Origin of the sequence: Williamsia sp. DF01-3 (genome assembly GCF_023051145.1) — a bacterium.
In the GTDB taxonomy this organism is placed as follows: domain Bacteria; phylum Actinomycetota; class Actinomycetes; order Mycobacteriales; family Mycobacteriaceae; genus Williamsia.
The window spans coordinates 4,460,588-4,483,611 of the sequence record NZ_JALKFS010000005.1 but is presented as its reverse complement, the minus strand read 5'-3'; the positions used below and the strand labels follow the sequence as shown (position 1 = coordinate 4,483,611).

Annotated in this window: 17 protein-coding genes and 1 pseudogene; 7 read left to right on the top strand and 11 right to left on the bottom strand. The window is 64.9% G+C overall.

What is annotated here, in order from left to right:
* Window positions 1–75: 75 nt before the first annotated feature.
* The 4 genes and pseudogenes from MVA47_RS23105 (at window position 76) to MVA47_RS23090 (ending at window position 9,492) form a co-directional block, all read left to right on the top strand.
* A complete protein-coding gene (locus tag MVA47_RS23105; RefSeq protein WP_247210023.1) occupies window positions 76–732 on the top strand; it encodes a hypothetical protein in 657 nt (218 codons plus the stop codon).
* Window positions 732–1,718: a hypothetical protein gene (locus MVA47_RS23100; RefSeq protein ID WP_247210022.1), complete on the top strand. Its 987-nt coding sequence runs from the start codon at window positions 732–734 to the stop codon at window positions 1,716–1,718. The genes MVA47_RS23105 and MVA47_RS23100 overlap by 1 nt, the downstream gene beginning before the upstream one ends.
* 254 nt (window positions 1,719–1,972) lie before the next feature.
* Entirely contained in the window at window positions 1,973–5,461 is a 3,489-nt protein-coding gene (locus MVA47_RS23095) for a DNA-directed RNA polymerase subunit beta (RefSeq protein ID WP_247210021.1), read from the top strand.
* Between the two features lie 75 nt (window positions 5,462–5,536).
* Window positions 5,537–9,492, top strand: a pseudogene (locus MVA47_RS23090) (DNA-directed RNA polymerase subunit beta').
* 725 nt (window positions 9,493–10,217) lie between these two features.
* Here the strand turns inward: MVA47_RS23090 and MVA47_RS23085 are convergent.
* The 8 genes from MVA47_RS23085 to MVA47_RS23050 form a co-directional block, all read right to left on the bottom strand.
* Window positions 10,218–10,589 carry a VOC family protein gene (locus tag MVA47_RS23085; protein ID WP_247210020.1) on the bottom strand — a complete coding sequence of 124 codons (372 nt, stop codon included), beginning with the start codon at window positions 10,587–10,589 and terminating at the stop codon, window positions 10,218–10,220.
* 87 nt (window positions 10,590–10,676) lie between these two features.
* A complete protein-coding gene (locus MVA47_RS23080; protein ID WP_247210019.1) occupies window positions 10,677–10,967 on the bottom strand; it encodes a DUF1905 domain-containing protein in 291 nt (96 codons plus the stop codon).
* A 30-nt stretch (window positions 10,968–10,997) separates the two neighbouring features.
* Window positions 10,998–11,795 (bottom strand): SDR family NAD(P)-dependent oxidoreductase, encoded by a 798-nt coding sequence (locus tag MVA47_RS23075; protein WP_247210018.1) that lies wholly within the window; start codon window positions 11,793–11,795, stop codon window positions 10,998–11,000.
* Window positions 11,796–13,019, bottom strand: a complete 1,224-nt coding sequence (locus MVA47_RS23070; RefSeq protein WP_247210017.1) for an MFS transporter — start codon at window positions 13,017–13,019, stop codon at window positions 11,796–11,798. It abuts the gene before it with no gap.
* Complete coding sequence (locus MVA47_RS23065; RefSeq protein WP_247210016.1) at window positions 13,016–14,353, bottom strand: LLM class flavin-dependent oxidoreductase; 1,338 nt, start codon at window positions 14,351–14,353, stop codon at window positions 13,016–13,018. The genes MVA47_RS23070 and MVA47_RS23065 overlap by 4 nt, the downstream gene beginning before the upstream one ends.
* Before the next feature lie 30 nt (window positions 14,354–14,383).
* Window positions 14,384–15,259 carry an ABC transporter permease gene (locus MVA47_RS23060; RefSeq protein WP_247210015.1) on the bottom strand — a complete coding sequence of 292 codons (876 nt, stop codon included), beginning with the start codon at window positions 15,257–15,259 and terminating at the stop codon, window positions 14,384–14,386.
* Entirely contained in the window at window positions 15,252–16,061 is an 810-nt protein-coding gene (locus MVA47_RS23055) for an ABC transporter ATP-binding protein (protein WP_247210014.1), read from the bottom strand. Before MVA47_RS23055 ends, MVA47_RS23060 begins: the two co-directional genes overlap by 8 nt.
* Entirely contained in the window at window positions 16,058–17,146 is a 1,089-nt protein-coding gene (locus MVA47_RS23050) for an ABC transporter substrate-binding protein (RefSeq protein WP_374474296.1), read from the bottom strand. The genes MVA47_RS23055 and MVA47_RS23050 overlap by 4 nt, the downstream gene beginning before the upstream one ends.
* A gap of 309 nt (window positions 17,147–17,455) precedes the next feature.
* Here MVA47_RS23050 and MVA47_RS23045 point away from each other — a divergent pair, with 309 nt between their 5' ends.
* On the top strand, window positions 17,456–18,547 hold the full coding sequence (locus MVA47_RS23045) for a DNA polymerase IV (RefSeq protein WP_247210013.1): 1,092 nt from the start codon (window positions 17,456–17,458) through the stop codon (window positions 18,545–18,547).
* Window positions 18,548–18,607: 60 nt separating this feature from the next.
* Window positions 18,608–19,567 (top strand): triacylglycerol lipase, encoded by a 960-nt coding sequence (locus MVA47_RS23040; protein WP_247210012.1) that lies wholly within the window; start codon window positions 18,608–18,610, stop codon window positions 19,565–19,567.
* On the opposite strand, the gene MVA47_RS23035 is transcribed toward MVA47_RS23040, so the two are convergent.
* Window positions 19,552–20,292 (bottom strand): type 1 glutamine amidotransferase, encoded by a 741-nt coding sequence (locus tag MVA47_RS23035; protein WP_247210011.1) that lies wholly within the window; start codon window positions 20,290–20,292, stop codon window positions 19,552–19,554. The genes MVA47_RS23040 and MVA47_RS23035 overlap by 16 nt on opposite strands.
* Window positions 20,293–20,555: 263 nt before the next feature.
* Between MVA47_RS23035 and MVA47_RS23030 the strand changes: the two genes are divergently transcribed.
* The gene (locus MVA47_RS23030) at window positions 20,556–22,175 is read left to right on the top strand and encodes an acyl-CoA dehydrogenase family protein (RefSeq protein WP_247210010.1); all 1,620 of its coding nucleotides are present in this window, start codon (window positions 20,556–20,558) and stop codon (window positions 22,173–22,175) included.
* Between the two features lie 12 nt (window positions 22,176–22,187).
* Here the strand turns inward: MVA47_RS23030 and MVA47_RS23025 are convergent, their stop codons facing one another.
* Both MVA47_RS23025 and MVA47_RS23020 read right to left on the bottom strand, forming a co-directional pair.
* A complete protein-coding gene (locus tag MVA47_RS23025) occupies window positions 22,188–22,652 on the bottom strand; it encodes a histidine phosphatase family protein (RefSeq protein ID WP_247211031.1) in 465 nt (154 codons plus the stop codon).
* Between the two features lie 53 nt (window positions 22,653–22,705).
* Complete coding sequence (locus MVA47_RS23020) at window positions 22,706–23,020, bottom strand: hypothetical protein (RefSeq protein ID WP_247210009.1); 315 nt, start codon at window positions 23,018–23,020, stop codon at window positions 22,706–22,708.
* Window positions 23,021–23,024 lie beyond the last annotated feature (4 nt).

The window sequence follows — 23,024 nt, the reverse complement described above, 5'->3', positions numbered from 1 at the left end:
GAGAGTTTTGTCTGATCGGTCGACCGGGATGGAGCCGGAGCTCGACTACCGGCCGGCGTGTACCTTTGGCGGGCGATGACTGAGACTTCAGAGCCCGGCGGCAAGCGGCAGCACGGATCGCGGACGCTGTGGTTGCGGATCGGCGCTGCCCTGGCGGTGGCCGGCCTCGTGGCCGCAGTGGTGTGCGCGGCGTTCTTCGCGATCGGGTGGAAAGACGCCTACGCCGAGCACAACGCCCAGCAGACCCGTGACAGTGCGCAGGACGGTGCCGAACAGGTGGTCCTCAACGTCACCAACATCGACCCGAAGAATTTGACCGCGTTCCGCGAGCAGGTCGACGCTTCCCTCACGGGTAAGGCCAAGACGCAGATCACCGCGGAGGACTTCGAGAACCTCACCAAGCAGGTGGACGCCAACGGCGACAGGACCGCGACGTTGTCGTCGGTGGTCAAGCGCAGCGGCGTCGTCGAGTTCAACAAGGAAGACAAGACCGCAAAAGTGCTCGTATACGTCGATGTCACAAGTACGGTCCAGGGCACGCCGCCGGCCACGTCGAACATGGGGTTCGCGGTCGACGTCGTCGATGTCGACGGGGGCTGGAAGGCGTCGGACATCCAGTCGATCGATGCGATCGGACTGGAGGACCCGGCAGGTAGCACCCAGGCACCCGCAGGCGATCCGGCTGCCACCCCCGCGCCGGCTGAACCCGCTCCCACCACAGGGGGCAACTGATGGCAGGCACACCGCGTAAGCCGATCCGTCCGGCCGGGCCCCGCGGCAAGATCCGCATCGCAGGCAGCAGCCCGTCGGCCCGCAAGGTCAACCCTTCGGCACACGCCGACGAATCGGCGACCACGGACAGCACGACGCCCGAGACAGCACCTGAAACGGTCGAGTCCACCGGGTCCGGCGCAACTGAGTCCGGCACCACCGAGTCGGTGTCCGCGGCGGGGGAGTCCACGCCCGACGCCACCGCCGAAACCAGCGACCAGTCGTCGGCCGGCGACGCCACCGCACCGGCCGAGACCGCCTCGACAAGCAAGACCGCCTCGACAGACGAGACCGACGCCACCGACAAGCCGGTGACACTCGGCAAGTCGGCCGCGAAGAGCAAGCCGAAGGTGAAGGGTGCCTCGCTCAAGAAGCCCGCAACCGAGCGTTCACCCGACGACAAGCGGGCACAAGCCGCCGAACCGAACACGGCGAAAGCGGCATCGGGCTTCCTGACCTGGCGCAAGGTTGCGATCGTTGCGCTCCTGGCCGCCGTGTTCGCGGTGTTCGCCGTGGTCGCGGCGTTCAAGCCCGGTGCATCGACGCAGTCCAACATGGCGTTCATCAACTCGTCGGAGACCAGTGCCCTCAAGGCGCAGGCCGGCGACCGTATCTGCGCGGTGCTGTCGATCGACCCCACCAAGTTCGATGAATGGGCCGACAAGGCGAAGACCGGTCTGACCGGCGAAGCCCTCACCGAGTTCAACGAGTACCAGAGCACCAGCAGGGACCTGGCGGCCCAGAGCGGCCAGGGAGCCGAGTGCAAGGTGGACCTGATCGCGGTCAGCAACATGGACGGCTCGAATGCCACCGTGATCGCAACGGTGCTGATCAGTACCACCCAGCAGGGTGTGGCAGTCCTGAGCGGTCCGGGCCAGGCGCGTACCGAACTCGGTATGCAGAAGGTTGACGGACAGTGGCGCATCAACCGCATATCTGACTTTTAAGCGTCTTTCCGCGCGTTCCTCTTGACGCAGGGCCCCGTTGGTAGCAGTCTGTCCGCAGTAACCAAAAGGGGTTGTTTACGTGCGCCCATTTTCTGGTACAGTAGGACGTTGCGCTGGCTGCCTCCTGTCCATCTCTCGATTTCACCTTCTCGCCACACCCGTGTGCCGTCCCAGGTGATCGCCGTTGACCAGGTCGTACAGCAGCGAAAACACCACTTAGGCACTACGAGTTATTCGTGTTGGAAGGACATATCTTGGCAGTCTCCCGCCAGTCCACCTCAACCATTCCAGGTGCGCCTCGGCGCGCCTCTTTCGCAAAGATCAGCGAGCCCCTCGAAGTACCCGGACTGCTTGATGTGCAGCTCGAGTCGTTCGAGTGGCTGGTCGGTTCAGCGGAATGGCGTGAGCGCGCTGCTTCCCGCGGCGACGGAAACCCTACCGGCGGCCTGGAGGACATCCTCGCCGAACTGTCCCCGATCGAGGACTTCTCCGGCTCCATGTCGCTGTCTTTCTCCGACCCACGTTTCGATGAGGTCAAGGCCTCGGTCGAGGAGTGCAAAGACAAGGACATGACGTACGCGGCGCCACTGTTCGTCACCGCGGAGTTCATCAACAACAACACCGGCGAGATCAAGTCGCAGACCGTCTTCATGGGCGACTTCCCGATCATGACCGACAAGGGCAGCTTCATCATCAACGGCACCGAGCGTGTCGTGGTGAGCCAGCTGGTGCGTAGCCCCGGTGTGTACTTCGACGCGACCATCGACAAGGCCACCGAGAAGACCCTGCACAGCGTCAAGGTCATCCCGGGCCGCGGCGCATGGCTCGAGTTCGACATCGACAAGCGCGACACCGTCGGCGTCCGCATCGACCGCAAGCGTCGCCAGTCGGTCACCGTTCTGCTCAAGGCACTCGGCTGGACCAAGGAGCAGATCGAAGAGCGCTTCGGTTTCTCCGAGATCATGATGTCGACGCTGGAGAAGGACAACACCGCAGGCACCGATGAGGCCCTGCTCGAGGTGTACCGCAAGCTGCGTCCGGGCGAGCCCCCCACCAAGGAGTCCGCGCAGACCCTGCTGGAGAACCTGTTCTTCAAGGAGAAGCGCTACGACCTCGCCAAGGTCGGTCGTTACAAGGTCAACAAGAAGCTCGGGCTGGTCGATAACCCGATGGCCGGCGCACCCGTGCTGACCGAAGAGGACATCGTCGCCACCGTCGAGTACCTGGTGCGTCTGCACGAGGCCGACCCCAACGTCACCAGCACGATGACCGTGCCCGGTGGCGTCGAGGTGCCGGTCGAGGTCGACGACATCGACCACTTCGGCAACCGTCGCCTCCGTACCGTCGGCGAGCTCATCCAGAACCAGATCCGCGTGGGCCTGTCCCGCATGGAGCGCGTGGTCCGTGAGCGGATGACCACCCAGGACGTCGAGGCGATCACGCCGCAGACCCTGATCAACATCCGCCCGGTCGTCGCGGCGATCAAGGAGTTCTTCGGAACCTCGCAGCTGTCGCAGTTCATGGACCAGAACAACCCGCTGTCGGGCCTGACCCACAAGCGCCGCCTGTCGGCGCTGGGCCCCGGTGGTCTGTCCCGTGAGCGTGCCGGCCTCGAGGTCCGTGACGTGCACCCGTCGCACTACGGCCGCATGTGCCCGATCGAGACCCCTGAGGGCCCGAACATCGGTCTGATCGGTTCGCTGTCGGTGTACGCGCGGGTCAACCCGTTCGGGTTCATCGAGACGCCATACCGCAAGGTCGTCGACGGATACGTCACCGACGAGGTGCAGTACCTCACCGCTGACGAAGAGGACCGTTACCTGATCGCCCAGGCGAACTCGGGCATCGACGCCGACAACCGGCTCTCCGACGACCGCGTGCTGGTCCGCAAGAAGGGCTCGGAGGTCGAGTTCGTCCCGACCAGCCAGGTCGAGTACATGGACGTCAGCCCGCGCCAGATGGTGTCGGTCGCCACGGCCATGATCCCGTTCCTCGAGCACGACGACGCCAACCGTGCCCTGATGGGCGCGAACATGCAGCGTCAGGCGGTGCCGCTGGTTCGCAGCGAGTCGCCGCTGGTCGGTACCGGCATGGAACTGCGTGCCGCCATCGACGCCGGTGACGTGATCATCTCGTCGAAGGCCGGTGTGGTGGAAGAGGTTTCGGCCGACTACATCACCGTGATGGCCGACGACGGCACTCGCGACACCTTCCGGATGCGCAAGTTCGCCCGCTCCAACCAGGGCACCTGCGCCAACCAGCGTCCGATCGTGGACGAGGGACAGCGTGTCGAGGTCGGTCAGGTGCTGGCCGACGGTCCTTGCACCGATCAGGGTGAGATGGCCCTCGGGAAGAACCTGCTCGTGGCGATCATGCCGTGGGAAGGCCACAACTACGAGGACGCGATCATCCTTAGCCAGCGTCTGGTCGAAGAGGACGTGCTCACCTCGATTCACATCGAAGAGCACGAAATCGACGCCCGCGACACCAAGCTCGGTGCCGAGGAGATCACCCGGGACATCCCGAACGTCTCCGATGAGGTGCTCGCCGATCTCGACGAGCGCGGCATCATCCGCATCGGTGCCGAGGTCCGCGACGGCGACATCCTGGTCGGCAAGGTCACGCCCAAGGGCGAGACCGAGCTCACCCCGGAAGAGCGTCTGCTGCGCGCCATCTTCGGTGAGAAGGCGCGCGAGGTGCGAGACACCTCGCTGAAGGTTCCGCACGGCGAGACCGGCAAGGTCATCGGCATCCGCGTCTTCTCGCGTGATGACGACGACGATCTGCCTCCCGGTGTCAACGAGCTGGTCCGGGTGTACGTGGCCCAGAAGCGCAAGATCCAGGACGGCGACAAGCTCGCCGGCCGCCACGGCAACAAGGGCGTCATCGGCAAGATCCTCCCGCAAGAGGACATGCCGTTCCTGCCCGACGGCACCCCGGTCGACATCATCCTGAACACCCACGGTGTGCCGCGTCGTATGAACATCGGCCAGATCCTGGAGACCCACCTCGGGTGGATCGCCAAGACCGGCTGGAACATCGACGTTGCCCAGGGCGTGCCGGAGTGGGCGTCGAAGCTGCCCGAGGACATGCTCTCGGTGGAGCCCGACACCAACACCGCGACCCCGGTGTTCGACGGCGCTCGCGAGGAGGAGCTGACAGGTCTGCTGGCCTCGACGCTGCCGAACCGCGACGGCGAGGTCATGGTGAACGCGGACGGCAAGGCGACCCTGTTCGATGGCCGTAGCGGAGAGCCGTTCCCGTACCCGGTCTCGGTCGGCTACATGTACATCATCAAGCTGCACCACTTGGTCGACGACAAGATCCACGCGCGTTCGACCGGTCCGTACTCGATGATCACGCAGCAGCCGCTGGGTGGTAAAGCGCAGTTCGGTGGTCAGCGTTTCGGCGAGATGGAGTGCTGGGCCATGCAGGCCTACGGTGCGGCATACACGCTGCAGGAGCTTCTCACCATCAAGTCGGACGACGTCGTCGGCCGCGTGAAGGTGTACGAGGCAATCGTCAAGGGCGAGAACATCCCGGAACCGGGTATCCCCGAATCGTTCAAGGTGCTGCTGAAGGAACTTCAGTCGCTGTGCCTGAACGTCGAGGTGCTCAGCTCCGACGGTGCTGCCATCGAGATGCGTGACGGTGACGACGAGGACCTCGAGCGGGCTGCGGCCAACCTCGGGATCAACCTCTCGCGCAACGAGTCCGCCACTGTCGACGACTTGGCGAACTGACCTGACCCGCAAGCGGTCAGGCGGCTCGCCAACTGATCGTCCAGATTTACTGACTGAGCAACTGAAAGGTAAATAGTGCTCGACGTCAACTTTTTCGATGAACTCAAGATCGGTCTGGCCACCGCCGACGACATCCACAACTGGTCCTTCGGTGAGGTGAAGAAGCCGGAGACCATCAACTACCGCACGCTCAAGCCAGAGAAGGACGGCCTGTTCTGCGAGAAGATCTTCGGTCCCACCCGGGACTGGGAGTGCTACTGCGGTAAGTACAAGCGCGTCCGCTTCAAGGGCATCATCTGTGAGCGCTGCGGCGTCGAGGTCACTCGCGCCAAGGTGCGTCGTGAGCGGATGGGTCACATCGAGCTGGCCGCCCCGGTCACCCACATCTGGTACTTCAAGGGTGTGCCGAGCCGGTTGGGTTACCTGCTCGACCTGGCGCCGAAGGATCTCGAGAAGATCATCTACTTCGCCGCCTACGTCATCACCGCGGTGGACGACGAACTGCGCCACAACGAGAAGTCCACTCTCGAGGCCGAGATGGAGGTCGAGAAGAAAGGCGTTGCCGATCAGCGCGACGCCGATCTCGAAGAGCGCGCCAAGAAGCTCGAAGAGGACCTGGCAGAGCTGGAGCGCGAAGGCGCCAAGGCTGATGCCCGCCGCAAGGTGAAGGATGCCGGCGAGCGCGAGATGCGCCGTATCCGCGATACCGCGCAGCGCGCTCTCGACGATCTCGAAGAGATCTGGGACAAGTTCGTCAAGCTCGCTCCCAAGCAGATGATCATCGACGAGAAGCTCTACCGCGAGCTCCAGGACCGCTACGGCGAGTACTTCACCGGAGCCATGGGTGCCGAGGCCATCAAGCGTCTGCTCGAGGACTTCGACATCGCGGCCGAGGCCGAGATCCTGCGTGACACGATCCGTAATGGCAAGGGGCAGAAGAAGCTCCGTGCACTCAAGCGGCTCAAGGTCGTCGCAGCGTTCCACCAGTCGGGCAACTCCCCGCTGGGCATGGTTCTCGACGCCGTGCCGGTGATCCCGCCGGAGCTGCGTCCGATGGTCCAGCTCGACGGTGGCCGTTTCGCGACGTCCGACCTGAACGACCTGTACCGCCGCGTGATCAACCGCAACAACCGCCTCAAGCGACTGATCGACCTCGGTGCCCCCGAGATCATCGTCAACAACGAGAAGCGGATGCTGCAGGAGTCCGTCGACGCATTGTTCGACAACGGCCGTCGTGGCCGTCCGGTCACCGGACCGGGTAACCGCCCGCTGAAGTCGTTGAGCGATCTGCTCAAGGGCAAGCAGGGTCGTTTCCGTCAGAACCTGCTCGGCAAGCGCGTCGACTACTCGGGCCGTTCGGTCATCGTCGTCGGCCCGCAGCTCAAGCTGCATCAGTGTGGTCTGCCCAAGCTGATGGCACTCGAGCTGTTCAAGCCGTTCGTGATGAAGCGTCTGGTGGACCTGAACCAGGCACAGAACATCAAGTCCGCCAAGCGGATGGTGGAGCGTCAGCGCCCCGCCGTGTGGGACGTGCTCGAAGAGGTCATCGCCGAACACCCGGTTCTGCTCAACCGTGCACCCACCCTGCACCGTCTGGGTATCCAGGCGTTCGAGCCGCAGCTCGTGGAGGGCAAGGCCATCCAGCTGCACCCGCTGGTGTGTGAGGCGTTCAACGCCGACTTCGACGGTGACCAGATGGCAGTCCACCTGCCGCTGAGCGCCGAGGCTCAGGCCGAGGCACGCATCCTGATGCTGTCGTCGAACAACATCCTGTCGCCTGCGTCGGGTCGTCCGCTTGCCATGCCGCGTCTGGACATGGTGACCGGTCTGTTCCACCTGACCACGCTCAAGGAGCAGGCGATCGGCGCGTACACCGCCTCGACCGACGGCGACGTCGAGCGCGGCGTGTACTCCACGCCGCCGAGGCGCAGATGGCTGTCGACCGTGGGCTGCTCAGTGTGCAGGCCCCGATCAAGGTCCGTCTGACGCACCAGCGTCCGACGCGTGAGATCGAGCGTGCGCAGTTCCCGGAGGGCTGGAAGTTCGGCACCCCGTGGACCATCGACACCACCCTGGGTCGCGTGCTGTTCAACGAGTTGCTGCCGAACGACTACCCGTTCGTCAACGAGCAGATGCCGAAGAAGCGTCAGGCCACGATCATCAACGACATGGCCGAGCGTTACCCGATGATCGTTGTCGCGCAGACCGTCGACAAGCTCAAGGACGCCGGTTTCTACTGGGCAACTCGCTCGGGTGTCACGATCGCCATGTCGGACGTGCTCGTCTCGCCGGACAAGAAGCAGATCCTCGACAAGTACGAGGAGCGGGCCGACGGCCTGGAGCGCAAGTTCCAGCGTGGTGCCCTCACCGGTGCCGAGCGTCGCGACGCCCTGGTCGAGATCTGGAAGCAGGCGACCGAAGAGGTCGGTGCCGCCATGGAGGCGCACTACCCCGACGACAACCCGATCCCGATGATCGTGAAGTCCGGTGCCGCGGGCAACATGACCCAGATTCGCTCGCTCGCGGGCATGAAGGGTCTTGTGACCAACCCGAAGGGTGAGTTCATCCCGCGTCCGATCAAGTCCTCGTTCCGCGAGGGCCTGACCGTGGCCGAGTACTTCATCAACACCCACGGTGCTCGTAAGGGTCTGGCCGACACCGCGCTTCGCACCGCCGACTCGGGTTACCTGACCCGTCGTCTGGTGGATGTTTCGCAGGACGTCATCGTGCGCGAAACCGACTGTGGCACCGAGCGTGGCATCAACACGATCATCGCCGAGAAGCAGTCGGACGGTTCGCTCATCCGTGACGCCCACGTCGAGACGTCAACGTTCGCAAGGACATTGGCCACCGACGCGGTCGACGCGAATGGCAACGTCATCATCGAGCGTGGATTCGATCTCGGTGACCCCGCGATCGAGGCGCTGCTCGAGGCCGGCATCTCACAGGTCAAGGTCCGTTCGGTCCTGACCTGTGGCACCGGCACCGGCGTCTGCGCCACCTGCTACGGACGGTCGATGGCCACCGGCAAGCTCGTCGACATCGGTGAGGCCGTCGGTATCGTCGCGGCCCAGTCGATCGGTGAGCCCGGTACCCAGCTGACCATGCGTACCTTCCACCAGGGTGGCGTCGGCGACGACATCACCGGTGGTCTGCCGCGTGTGCAGGAGCTGTTCGAGGCCCGTGTCCCCAAGGGCAAGGCCCCGATTGCAGAGGTCTCCGGACGGATCCGTCTCGAAGACGATGATCGCTTCTACAAGATGACGATCACGCCTGACGACGGTTCGGAAGAGGTTGTCTACGACAAGATCTCGAAGCGTCAGCGTCTGCGCGTCTTCAAGCACGAAGACGGCAGCGAGCGTTTGCTGGCCGATGGTGACCACGTGGAGGTCGGACAGCAGCTCATGGAAGGTGCTGCCGATCCGCACGAGGTGCTGCGCGTGATGGGTCCCCGTCAGGTGCAGGTGCACCTGGTCAACGAGGTCCAGGAGGTCTACCGGAGCCAGGGTGTGTCGATCCACGACAAGCACATCGAGACGATCGTTCGTCAGATGCTGCGTCGCGTGACGATCATCGACTCCGGTGCCACCGAGTTCCTGCCCGGTTCGCTCACCGAGCGCGCCGAGTTCGAAGCGGCCAACCGTCGCGTCGTGGCCGAAGGCGGCGAACCTGCTGCCGGACGTCCGGTGCTCATGGGCATCACCAAGGCATCGCTCGCGACCGAGTCGTGGTTGTCGGCGGCGTCGTTCCAGGAGACCACTCGTGTGCTCACCGATGCGGCCATCAACAGCCGTAGCGACAAGCTCATCGGTCTCAAGGAGAACGTGATCATCGGTAAGCTCATCCCGGCCGGAACCGGTATCAACCGGTACCGGAACATCCAGGTGCAGCCGACCGAAGAAGCACGTGCGGCCGCGTACGCGGTGCCGTCGTACGACGACACCTACTACAGCCCGGACGGCACCTTCGGTGCCCCGTCGGGTGCGGCTGTCCCGCTGGACGATTACGGCTTCAGCAGCGACTACCGGTAACCAGCGCAACGCAAAGCGGGCGTCCTCTTCGGAGGGCGCCCGCTTTTGTTGTCACCGCCCCCGCCCCCGCCCCCGCCCCCGCCCCCGCCCCCGCCCCCGCCCCCGCCCCCGCCGGAATTCGCTCCACCCGCTTGCGTCTGCTCCAGGTGCACTCGGCGCGTTCGACGGCAGGTGGAGCGAATTCGGGTTGTCTACAAGGCGATTGGCATCAACCGGACGCCGAAATACCGGTCGGACGGGTCATCGTTTGGCGCGTTGGCTAAGAACCCCTGATACCGATCCGAAGTACCAACAATTTCACCGAGATCGTCCCCCTGCGTGACGCTCGAGGGAACATTGTCAGCGGTGACCTCGTAGGGGGAGGATCTTCGTGGCGACGGCAACGGGACAGCGGTCCCTCTTCGGTGTCGAGCCAAGTACATCCGCTACCTTCGTCCGGGCGAAACCACCGAGCAGGCCTACGAGCGCGAGAAGGGGCGTGAGCAACGGCTGCATCGCCTCGGAGTCGTTGTGGTGCGCTGGAACTGGAGCGATCTCCAGAACCCGGAGCGTCTGCGTCGCATCCTGGTGGACGCGTTGACCGCACACGGGCTGATGCCGTCCGCCTGAACGTGAGTTCGCGCCGCCTACCGGCATGTGCGCCTGTTGCAGGCGGCGCACGCGCAGGCAAGCGGCGCGAATTCGGGGGTGGGGGGCCGACGGGGCCAGCGGGGGTGGCGGGCCGGTCAGGCGTAGCGGTACGGGAGGTATTGGACGGCCCAGTGATTGCCGTCGGGATCGTCGAAGGAGAGGAAGTGACCCCAGGCCTGGACGTCGACCTCGCCGGGTTCGACGCCGACGGACCGGAGGTGGGTCTGGGCCTCGTTGATGTCGGAGACACAGACCTGCAGACCTTTGACAGAGCCTGGCTCGGCCTCGGTGAGGCCCTTGCCGAAGGCGATGGAGCACGCTGACCCGGGAGGCGTCATCTGGACGAACCGGACGTCGTCCGACACGACGTGATCGTGGTCGACGTTGAAGCCGATCTTCTCGTAGAAGTCGCGGGTGCGGTCGACGTCGGTGACGGGCAGGATGACGAGTTCGAGTGTCCAGTCCATGATGTGCTCCTCCGGTTGTGGCTGTCGGTTGCTGCTGAAACAAGGTTCTCAGCAATCGCGGACACATCCGGTCCTAATTGTGAACTTTCAGCGAATGATCTCCACCGTCACCGTGACCACGTCGCCTTCGGCGGCTCCGACTGACCGCCGGACTGCCTTCTTCACGGGCAGAACATAGGTGCCGCGCTTGGAGTCCGGAAAGATCGATGTCTGCCACTCGGTCTCGTCGATCGAGACGGAGACCCGGATCGATCCGAATCCGGGACCCGGTTCCACGGTTGCCCGAATCTCGTCGGCAGAGTCCGCGGGCAACGAGACGAAGTGCCACGCTCCCATCTCCGGAGCAGTCCAGATCTCGGCGTCGAACGTGATGATCACCTCGATAGTGTGGCCCACAGCTCTGACGTCTCAGTAGTACACCGGTCCGGGAACGCCGCCACCTGCTGCGATGGCGTCCCCGGTGATCGCGACACTGCGCGGTGAGGCCAAGAATGCGACCACGTCGGCCACCTCGGACGCGTCGACGATCCGCCGGATCGAGTTGGTGGCCAGTTCGTTCTCCAGGTCGGCGACCGCCACGCCGGACTCCGCCGACCGCTCCGCGAGTTGCTCGGTGAGCCGCTGTGTCCGGGTACGGCCAGGGTGGACAACCGTGACATTGATGCCGTGCGGACCCAGCTCGTCGGCGAGGTTCTTGGTCAGCGCCGCGACGCTCACGTTGCGGATGGTCTGGGCGATGGAGTTCGCCTGTCTCGCACCGAGACCGCTGATGTTGATGATCCGGCCCCAGCCCTGCTCGATCAGGTGCGGCGCCACCGCTCGAGCGGTGCGGAGGTACCCGAGCACCTTGATCTCGATCTCTCGTCGCACGACGTCATCGGTGGTTGCCGCGAAGTCGGTCGGCTTGCCGGCGCTCCACGGTGTGGCCGCCGAGTTGACCAAGATGTCGATGCCGCCGAGTTCCGCGACCGTGCGGGTCACGAGGTTCTGCACCGACGCGTCGTCACCGGTGTCGACGGAAATCGCGATCGCTCGCCGGCCGGACTGCTGGGCGATGTCGGCGGCGGCGGACTCCAGGGCCTCGACCCCGCGTGCGGCGATCACGACGTCGGCGCCCTCTGCGGCCAGGGTTTGAGCGATCGCCAGGCCGATGCCCTTGCTGCCGCCCGTCACCAGTGCCCGTTTTCCGGTCAGACCCAGATCCATCTACGTACTCCTCGTGGTCGACGAACTCATGCTTGTGTACTCGGGAACATACTTGCCCAACAGCACTGCGCCCCCGCCCGACAGTGCGGCCACGGCGAAAACTGCCGCCGACAACGGGAACACGGCCGCGGACAACGCGATCGGCAACGGGCCGACGAGAAAGCCACTGTCGTGGGTCAGACGCCATGCGGCGAGGAACTCGGCCCGGCCGGTGCTCGGTGCGACGTCTGCACCGATGGTCATGATGACCCCGTTGCCGAGGCCGTTCCCGACACCCATCACCACCGCGACCGCAGTGAACGTGAAAAGCGTTGTGGTGAACGGCAACAGCAGGTACGACACCGACAGCACCACAATCGACGGCACCGCCACCAACGTGCGCCCGAAACGGTCCATCAGATGGCCTGCGGGGTAGGCGAACAGCACGTCGGCAGCGGCACCCACACCGAAGAGAAGGCTGGCCACAGCCGGCGACAACCCGATGTGGCTGGCCCACAACGGCAAGATCGCGTCACGAGCACTGCGTGCCACGCCGAGCAACAGCGACCCCGCGCCGAGGGTCGCCAACAGTCGACCGTGCTCTGCGAAGACCTGGGAGATGTTGTGTGACTTCACCATCGGTCCGGCGCCCGGCGGGTCGGGGAGCCGGGCCATCATCGACCCGGCGACCACAATCGCTGTCAGCTGCACCAGGAATCCGCCGCGGGTACCGAACATGACGATGGCGCCGGCACCGAGGAGCGGTCCGACAAAGAAGCCGAGCCGCATCGCGCCGCCGAACAGTGACATCGCCCGGGCCCGCCAGGCGAACGGAACGGCCAGTGACAGGTAATTCTGCCGCGCGAGGCCCCACACCGCATTGGCCAGTCCGACCGCAAAGATGCCCAGGCACAACGTCCATACCGCCGGTGCGAGAAGGCACGCCAGCGCACCCGACGCCGCAAGCAGACTGGCCACGATGATCGAGCGCCGCTCACCGATCTTGGCGACGATCTGCCCCGAACATGTGTCACCGGCGACCTGGCCGAGTCCGGCGATCGCCACGGTGAGGCCGGCCAGAGCTGCGGATGCGCCGAGCTCGAGGGCGGACAGCACCATCACCGGCGCGGCCGCCCCCTGCCCGATCCCGTACGCCGTCGCCGGCAGGTAGACGGTGCCGGCGAGCGATCTCAGGGGTCGTTCGACGCGTCCGGCCGCTGTCGCCGGATCGTCGATCGATGTCATGCGCTGGCTGCCGCCGGCTCCTTCTCGACGGATCCGGACGGCAGTTCGATGCCGTAGTGGCCGCGGAGGGTGGATGCGGTGTAATCGTCGCGGAAGCGGCCGCGGGCCTGCAGGATCGGGACGACGTGGTCCACGAAGTCCTCGAGGCCGCCGGGCAGGTAGGGAGGCATGACGTTGAAGCCGTCGGCCGCACCCGCGTCCACCCAGGCGATGAGGTCGTCGGCGATCTGCTCCGGTGTCCCGGTGATGGTGCGATGCCCGCGACCGCCCCCGAGGCGGCCGATCAACTCACGGATCGTGAGATCTTCGGAGGCGGCGAGTTGCCGTACCAGAGTCGATCGACTCTTGTGGCCCTGGATCTCCGATTCCGGAGGCAGGGGAGGCAGCCGGGAATCGAGTGGGAGGCCGGTGAGGTCGACGTTGAAGAAGTTCGACAGCTGGCCCAGCGCATAGTCGGGAGAGATCAGATCGGTGAACTCACGTTCGAGGTCACGTGCTTCCTTCTCGGTGCTGCCGATGAACGGCACGATGCCCGGGAGGATCTGCAGGTCTTCGGCGCTGCGACCGTAACGCGGGAGACGGCGCTTGAGGTCGCGATAGAAGTCCTGGCCCTCCGCGATGGTGCGCTGGGCGGTGAAGACCACCTCCGCGTAGCGGGCTGCGAGGTCTTTGCCGTCCTCAGATGATCCGGCTTGCACCAGGACCGGCCGACCTTGTGGTGATCGGGGCGAGTTGAGCGGGCCCCGGACCCTGAACGCCTCTCCCACATGGTTGATGGGATGTACCCGCTCGGGGTCGGCGAAGATCGCGTTGTCGACGTCGAGCACCACGGCGTCGTCCTCCCAGCTGTCCCACAGCCGGTTCACGACGTCGACGAACTCCTGGGCGCGGCGGTACCGGCCGGCGTGGTCGGGGATGGAGTCGTAACCGAAGTTGAGCGCCTCTTGTTCCTGACCGGACGTGACGATGTTCCATCCGGCACGGCCCCCGCTGATGTGTTCGAGGGAGGCGAAGGCACGCGCCAAGGTGTACGGGTGGTTGTAACCCGTTGAGGCGGTGGCGATCAGGCCGACCTTGCTGGTCCCGCCTGCGATGGCGGACAGCAGTGTGATCGGCTCGAAGATGGCCTGGGTGTTGCGGCGGATGTTGGGTCCCACGGCCAGGCCGTCGGCGAAGAACACCGAGTCGAGTTTCCCGCGTTCGGCGATCTGGCCCAGCCGCACGAAGTGGGCGACGTCGAGCACTTCGTGTTCGGAGGTGCGTGGATGACGCCAGGCGGCCTCGTGATGGCCGACGCCCATCAAGAAGGCGTTCAGGTGCAGGGTGCGTGTCATGTGATCAGTCCTAGTGTGATGTCGGGTGATTCAGTTGGCGGCAGGTGTTCGCCAGCGAGAGAATCGACGTTCGAGCAGAACGAGTACGTAGTTGAAGACGAGACCGACAAGCGCGATGGTGAGGATGCCGGCATACATCTGCGGGATCTGGAAGTTGAGCTGGCTCGCCATGATGAGGTAGCCGAGTCCCGTACGCGCACCGACCATTTCGGCCGCGATGAGAACCAGGATGGACGATGCGGCCGAGAGCCGGATGCCGGTGAAGATCGTCGGCAGGGCTGCGGGCAGGATCACTTTCTGGAACAGCCGGTACGCGGGAAGACCCAGTGAGCGAGCAGATTTGATCAACAACGGGTCAACTGTCCGCACACCCGAGATCGTGTTGAGCAGGATGGGGAAGATGCAGGCATAGGTCACGAGCGCGACCTTGGAGGTCTCGCCGATGCCGAGGATGAGCACGAAGACGGGGAGCAAGGCCAGCGCAGCGGTGTTGCGGAACAATTCGAGAACCGGGCTGAGATATTGCGCAAGAGGCCGGTACCAGCCGATCAGGATGCCCAACGGCACGGCGAACACCACCGCGATGGCGAAGCCGCGCAGAGCTCGGCCCAGACTCGCGGAGATGTGCTCCCAGAGTTGACCACTCTCGGCCAGGTCCACCAGAGCCTTCGCGACCACCGAGAACTCAGGGAGGAATGTTCGGTCGACCAGACCGATTCGCGGCGCGACCTCCCAGAATGCGACCAGCAGCACCAGGGCGATCGAACTCCGGAAGACCCAGGAGCCTGACTTTCGCAGTCTTCCTCCGACCCGACGGGTGGGTGGGTCGACAGGAGTCGGAGCCGGGGACGCGACGTCCTTCACCGGCGCCGGGCTCGAGACCTTTTCCAACGTGACACTAGACATGGCTACCCACTCCGATCGTTTCGGCGGCGGCACCGGCCACCTCGGGACGCAGCGACAGCCAGATCCGGTGCCGGTAGTCGCGGAACTGCTCAGATGAACGGATGTCGTCGACGGCATCCCGGTCGATGTCGATCGGCAGGATCTCCTTGATCCGACCGGGGCGTTCGGTGAGGATGGCAACCCGGTTGCCGAGGTAGATGGCCTCGTCGATGCCGTGGGTGATGAACAGGATGGTCTTGCCCGTGGCCTTCCAGATTCGTAGGAGCTCACCCTGCAACCCCTCGCGGGTCTGGGCATCGAGTGCGGCGAACGGCTCGTCCATCAGCAGCACTTCGGGGTCGTACGAGAGGCTGCGCGCAATCGCCACACGCTGTTTCATGCCACCCGACAACTCGTGGGGGTAGTGGTCGCCGAAGTTGCCGAGACCGACGAGCCCGAGGTACTCATCGGCGATGGCCTTGCGGCGGCGACGCGAGATGCCCTTCGCTTCGAGGCCGAACTCCACGTTCGCGCGGGCCGTGCGCCATGGCAGCAGCGCGTACTGCTGGAACACCACACCCCGATCCAGTCCCGGTCCGGTGATGGGCTTTCCGTCCAGCAGGATCTCACCCGCAGTGGGCTTGGTGAGGCCACCGACCAGGTCGAGCAAGGTGGACTTCCCGCTGCCGCTGGGGCCGACCAGAACGAGGAACTCTCCTTCGGCGGCAGAGATGCTGATGTCGTCGATGGCCACGAACTCGGCCTTGCCCGGCGCGGTGAACGACTTGCGCACCCCGCGCAATTCCAGTTTGGGCATCGTCATTTCGCTGCCACCACCGGTGCGCCGTCAGGCCCCGAGTCCGGCTGGTACGTTCCGTCGGCGTATGGGTTGTCGTCGTTGGTGAAGATGTCCTGCGGTGTCAGCTTGCCCTTGTCGAGCTCGTTGTTGCGCACGAGCCAATCGATCCACAGCTGGAACTCCTCGGGCTTGATAACCCCGCCCGGCGTGGGGATGGACGAGCTCTTCCAGTACTCGGCCAGAGCGGGATCCTCGCCGCGACCACGCTTGGTGATGATGTCCTTGAAACGTGCGACAACCTCTGCCTGTGGAGTCACCTGCGTCCAGCGGATCGCACGGGCGGTGCCCTGGACGAAGTCCTTCACGGCCTCCGGGTTCTTCTTGATGAAGTCATCACGGAACACGTAGCTGCCATAGCTGAAGTCTCCGAAGATCCTGTCGGTGAACAGCTCTCGAATACCGCCGTTCTCCAGCGCGCGCTGCTGGAAGATGCCGTTGAACGCGCCGACATCGATCTGACCTTGGCGCAGCGAGGACTCGTTGTTGATCGGCGGCACCACCAGCAGCTGGACCGACGCGATCTCGTCCTTTGAAAGTCCCTCACGGGCAAGCCATTCGCGAATGACGAACTCCGAGTGCGCCCCCAACGTGTTGATCCCGATCTTCTTGCCGATCAGGTCCCGCGCGGTGCGGATCGGGGAGTCCTCCAGGACATAGAAGCCGTTGAATGTCTTCTCGTCGGCGCCGTAGGAATCGACGACTGCGGTGATCGGTGAACCCGCTGACGCCAGCTTGACGATGGCTCCGTTGAACGCGTGCCCGAAGTCGGTGTCGCCGGTGGCGGCGGCCTGGATCGACTGCGGGCCGCTGGTGGTCTCGCCGACCGCCTTGATGCTGACCTTGGTGAAATACCCGAGATCGGCTGCCAATTCGGGGAATTGAACGGTGGCGGGGAAGCTGAGGTACCGCAGCTCGGTCTTGCCGTCGGCGGTGACGGTGGCCTCGTCGGCGGAGCCGCAGGCGGCAGTCGTCACCCCCACGAGAAGCGCCAGCGCTGCCGCGATGCGGACCCGCCATGGGTGTTTGTGACTCACTGCTTTTCCTTTCATCTGTTCGGTGTCGAGGCGCGATCGACTCGGGCCCGGGAAAAGGGCCGCCGTTTCGGGCCGAAGACCGGCACCATTTCGTATGTGCGACGAAATACATTGCTGCACAGCAGAACCAACCGGACTTGGCCCGTTGGTCGGTGCGGTTCCCCCTGGACATCAACAACCTATTTCACAATGCGGAAATAGTGGCCCGATTAAATCGGGACGGATTAAAGGCGTCAGCAGGCTCCGTTGGCGGCGTCGGGCAAGATGGCCAAACCGCGACATACTCGTCGCGGCGGACGGCGTCGTCGCATATCGTCGGGCACGATGACCACACCACCGATCCGGCGCTTCCGCGCGATCCTGCACATCGACCTGGACCAGTTCCAGGTGTCGGTGGAGCGTCGCCGGAACCCGGACCTGATCGGCACACCGGTCATCGTCGGCGGGACCGGTGACCCGACCGAACCGCGCAAGGTTGTCACGTGCGCGTCGTACGAGGCCCGTGATCAGGGGGTACGGGCCGGTATGCCGTTGCGGTCGGCATATCGCAAGATGCCCGAGGCGATCTATCTGCCCCTGGACCACACGTCGTACGACAAGGCATCGGCCGAAGTGATGCAGACGCTTCGAGACTTCGGGTATCCCGTCGAGGTGATCGGTTGGGACGAGGCGTTCCTGGGCGTTCCGGCGTCGGAGACCGGTCTTGACATCACCGAGCTGGCCCAGTCCGTTCGACAGCGGATTCTCGATGAGCGCGGGCTGTCGTCGGCGGTCGGCATCAGCGACAACAAGCAGCGCGCCAAGATGGCGACCGGATTCGCCAAACGCTCAACCGAGCACGTCTTCACCCTGGACAACCAGAACTGGATGCCCATCATGGGGGAGCGCGGTGTCGGCGACCTCTGGAGCGTCGGTCCCAAGACGACAGCAAAACTGGAGAAGCTGGGGATCGATACCGTCGCCCAGCTTGCGGCAGAGGATGTCGGGCGGCTGGTGGCCGAGTTCGGACCCCACCTCGGCAATTGGCTGTACCTGCTCTCGCGTGGTGGCGGCGACATCGAGGTGAACGCCGAACCGTACATTCCGCGATCGCACAGCAAGGTCGAGACCTTCCCGACCGACCTCACCGCCCGCGCCGACATCGATGAGGCGATTCGGAAGCTGACCCGGGAACTGTTGGCGCAGGTCATCTCTGAGGGGCGGGTGGCTTTTCGGGTGGCCGTGACCGTACGAACCATGACGTTCTACACCCGGACGAAGTCGAAGAAGCTGCCCGCCCCGACCACCGACGCCACCGTGATCGAGGCGGCGATGCTCGAGGTGCTCCACAAGTTCGAGCTCGACCGCCCGATCCGCTTGTTGGGTGTGCGTCTTGATCTGGTGATGCCCACAGAAGACATTCCGCCCGACCCGTAGGTGGCCGCACCGCTTCGGTGCTAACTTCCGGGCAGGGATCGGCGAGCGGGAGGGCATCACATGCGGTGGTTCAGGCAGGCGTTGGTGACAGCGGTCCTGGTCGGTCTGACAACCGTCGGGCTGGCGCAGAGCGCGCAGGCGGCTCCGCTGCCGGTGCAGTACAACTTTCTGGCCGGCATACCCGCCGAACTCGCCAACCCGAATGGCTCGCTGCCCGGGTCCAACGATTACGCATGCAAGCCGTCTGCTCAGCACCCTGATCCGGTGGTACTGGTCCACGGCACCGCGGGCAGTCAGCAGACCAACTGGATTTCGCTGGTGCCGGTGCTCAAGAACGAGGGTTACTGCGTGTTCGCGCTCACCTATGGCGAGTTGTCGCAGCAGTGGCCGTTGTCGCGGATCGGCGGGCTGGGCGCCAAGGACGTCAGCGCCTGGGAGCTCAAGGTGTTCGTCGACAACGTGCTGGCGAAGACAGGCGCCGCACAGGTCGACATCGTGGGTCATTCGCAGGGCACACAGATCCCGACCTACTGGGCGAAGTACTACGGGGGCGCGGGAAAGATCGACAAGTATGTCTCACTCGCGCCGTACTGGCAGGGATCGGACGGCGACGGCGAGGGCCGGTCGGAGCTGGTGAAGATGTTTGCCGACCGATTGGGATTGCCGCCCGCTGCAGTACCCGACACCGAATGCCCTGACTGCACCGCTTCACCCGGCGACGGTGACTTCGCGGCGGCCATCGATGCCCCTGACGGCCCATACGTCGCCGGCATCGACTACACGAACATCGTCACCCGCTACGACCAGCTCGTGACCCCGTACACCAGCGGCATCCTGGCCGGGCCGCCCGGCATCGAGGTCACCAACATCGTTGTGCAGGACACGTGCTCGCAGGACCGCTCAGATCATCTGTCGATCGTGTCCAACCAGCGCAGTTCGGCGTTTGTGCTCAACGCCCTCGATCCCGCGCATCCCCGACCCGTTCCCTGCCTGGCCGTACCGCCTTACACCGGTGCGTGAGCCAGTTTCAGGAAGGCGTCGAGCAAGGTCGCGCAGTTCTCTCTCGATTCAGCCGCGCGAGCGGTGATCTCGGCCGTGATCTTGTCCAGGTCGATACCGCGTTCGACGACCAGTTGACCCTGGCGGTTGGCTGCCCAGCTCGCCTGCCAGGTGGCCCACACCGCGGGTGAGATCTCCGGATGGAACTGAACCCCGAGATTCCGGCCAAAGGTGAAGGCCTGCAACGCTGCTCCGTTGCGGGCGATCTCGCGAGCACCGGGCGGGAGGGTGAATCGGTCGTAGTGCATCTGCATCCATGGTCCGCGTGCGACCAGTTCGGGCGCGACGGTGTCGACGGTGACGTAACCGTGTTCGGGGTGGTCCGACCGCTTGACCTTTCCGCCGAGAACGCGGCTGAGCAGCTGGCCACCGAAGCACACCCCGAGAATCGGTACGTTTGCGGCGAGCGCAGCCCGCAGGTAGCTGATCTCGGCCGCCAGCCAGGGGACCGAGTCGTTGTATGCCGCCTCCGAAGAACCCATCACGACAACAAAATCGAACCCCGCGACCTCCGGTAGATGTCCGGAAGGGTGCACGATGTCGACGTCGTAGCCCCGGTCGATGACGTGGTCGCGCAGGGTGCCCGTGTCGGCGATACCGCGGTCACGGTCGTGATCGTGCACCACGAAGAGAGCGCGGTTCCGAGACGCCCCGGGATCTGGCTCGACGAGGTCTGGCTCGGCCATCACAACCGGTCGCGGAGCTGGGTCGCGACGATGCAGACCGTCGATGCGGCAGCGACGTCTTGTGCTGAAAATTGCACTGGATACTCCTGGTACACGCCGGACTCATGTCCGACGGTGGTGGGGTTTTGTTCAGTATGGCCAGAACATGGGGCCGCCGCTCATCCGAGGCCCGGCTCTGACGGCGCTCAGGGCCGCCGATGCGCGCATCGGCGCAGGTGGGGATTCCTGCGACCATGGGGTTCATCGAGGCGCATCATGTATCCATGGCCGATACGCATGAGGTGATCAATCAAGTTCCGCTCCTGAGTGGATACAACCCGGCGACCAACCCGGCGCTGTCGGAGTCTCTTGTTCGCGAAGGTGGTGGCTGGGGCGCCGACGAGACCTTCGAACTGGGCGCCATCGCTGCCGGTGAGGAAGCTCAACGATGGGGTGAACTCGCCGACCGGAACCTGCCGATATTGCGCACGCACGATCGGTACGGTCACCGTGTCGACGAGGTCGAATACGACCCGGCGTACCACCGGTTGATGGATGTCGCTGTGACACACGGTCTACACGGAGCACCCTGGGCCGATGGTCGGGCGGGCGCGCACGTGGTGAGGGCCGCCAAACTCGGGGTCTGGACGGTCGAGGCGGGTCACGTCTGCCCGATCTCGATGACCTACGCCGTGGTGCCGGCCCTGCGGCACAACCCCGACCTGGCCGCCACCTACGAGCCGTTGCTGACCTCCCGAACCTACGACCCGTACCTGTCGGTCCCGGCGGGCAAGTCCGGTCTGATCGCCGGGATGTCGATGACCGAGAAGCAGGGCGGCTCCGATGTCCGCGCGAACCAGACCGCAGCTCAACCCAATTCGGACGGCTCCTACACGCTCACCGGGCACAAGTGGTTCACGTCCGCGCCGATGTCCGACTTGTTCCTGGTGCTCGCCCAAGCTCCCGGTGGACTGTCGTGCTTCTTCCTGCCCCGGGTACTGCCCGACGGCACCCGCAACCGGATGCGGTTGCAACGGCTGAAGAACAAGCTCGGCAACCACGCCAACGCGTCGTCGGAAGTGGAATACGACGGCGCGACGGCATGGTTGGTGGGCGAGGAGGGACGCGGTGTTCGCACCATCATCGAGATGGTGAACCTCACCAGGCTCGATTGTGCGCTGGCCAGTGCGGGCAACATGCGCGTCGGGCTCACCCAGGCCATGCACCACAGCCAACACCGGAAGGTGTTCGGCGACTACCTGATCGATCAACCGTTGATGCGGAACGTCCTCGCGGATCTCGCGATCGAAGCTGAAGCGGCCACCATGGTGTCGATGCGGATGGCGGGGGCCACCGACGCAGCCGAACGCGGCGACGACACCGAGGCCCTGCTGCGACGTATCGGGCTGCCCGCGACCAAGTACTGGTTGTGCAAGCGGGCCACAGCGCACGTCGCCGAGTCGATGGAGTGCCTGGGCGGCAACGGTTACGTCGAGGACTCCGGGATGCCGCGGCTCTACCGGGAAGCCCCTCTCTACGGGATCTGGGAGGGCAGCGGGAACGTCAGTGCCCTCGACACACTGCGTGCGATGGCCACAGCGCCCAAGTCGGTGGACGCGCTGTTCGACGAGTTGGAGTCGGCGACCGGCATGGACACCCGCTACGACAACTACCTCAACTCCTTGAAGAGCCAGCTGGGGGAGGCAGGCCAACCGACCGCACGCAGGATCGCCGAGTCGATCTGCATCGCCTTACAGGGCTCGCTGATGCTGCGGCACGGACATCCGGCCGTGGCGGAAGCCTTCGCGGCCACCCGACTCGCAGGCGACTGGGCCGGCGCATACGGCACATTGCCCACCGGTCTCGATCTCGCGCCCGTGCTCGAACGGGCACTGGTCAAATAGGAGCAGGAAGACTCATTCCCGCGGGATGGCCAGCCGGGTCATGTGCGTCGTCGAGTCCGGCGTCAGACCCAGCTGGTCCCACGCGGTCTCGGTCTCGACGACCGCGTACGCGGACGTGGGAAAACGCGGAATGTGTGCCGCCGGATCCAGCGTCATCGCCGTGTCCGGCATCCCGGGCTCGTGCCCGATCACCAATATCGTGGCAGCGTCCGCGGGCGCGTGGAGCCTGATCGCCTCGCACACGTCGTCTGCGTCTCCGCCGTAGATGTCTTCGACAAATGTGGCCGGTGCGTCGATACCGGTGTGCTGCAACGTCTGACGCGTGCGAACCGCGGTCGAGCACAGTACGGCGTCGACCGCGAGCCCGTCGTCGGCCATCCACCGGCCTGCCAGTGCTGCTTCGCGCTGACCGCGCTCGGCGAGCGGACGTTCCTGGTCGGGTGTACCGCTGGGATAGGCCGACTTGCCGTGCCGCATCAGGATCAGTGTTCGTGCCACGAGATCGACCGTAGCGTCACCGCGTTCGCCTGTCAGGAAACCTTGCGATGCCGGCCGGTCGACTCATCCGCTCCGCACCGGGAGAGCGCGGTACGTAGGAGCCGCACCGTGTGATTCCAGGCGGATGCTTCCTGTTCGAGGTGCTGGGCGATCTCTTCGTTTCCCCGGTCCCACTCCAGCTCGGCCAATTCACGCAGCTCGACGACCTCGTCGAGCCCGAAGGCGACAAGCTCTTTGATGGAGTCGATGTTCGAGCAGGCCCAATCGATCTGATCACGCTGCAGCGTCATCAGACGCTCCAGGTCATCACGCAGGGCCGCCTGCGCCGATAGGGATAGACCACTCACCTGT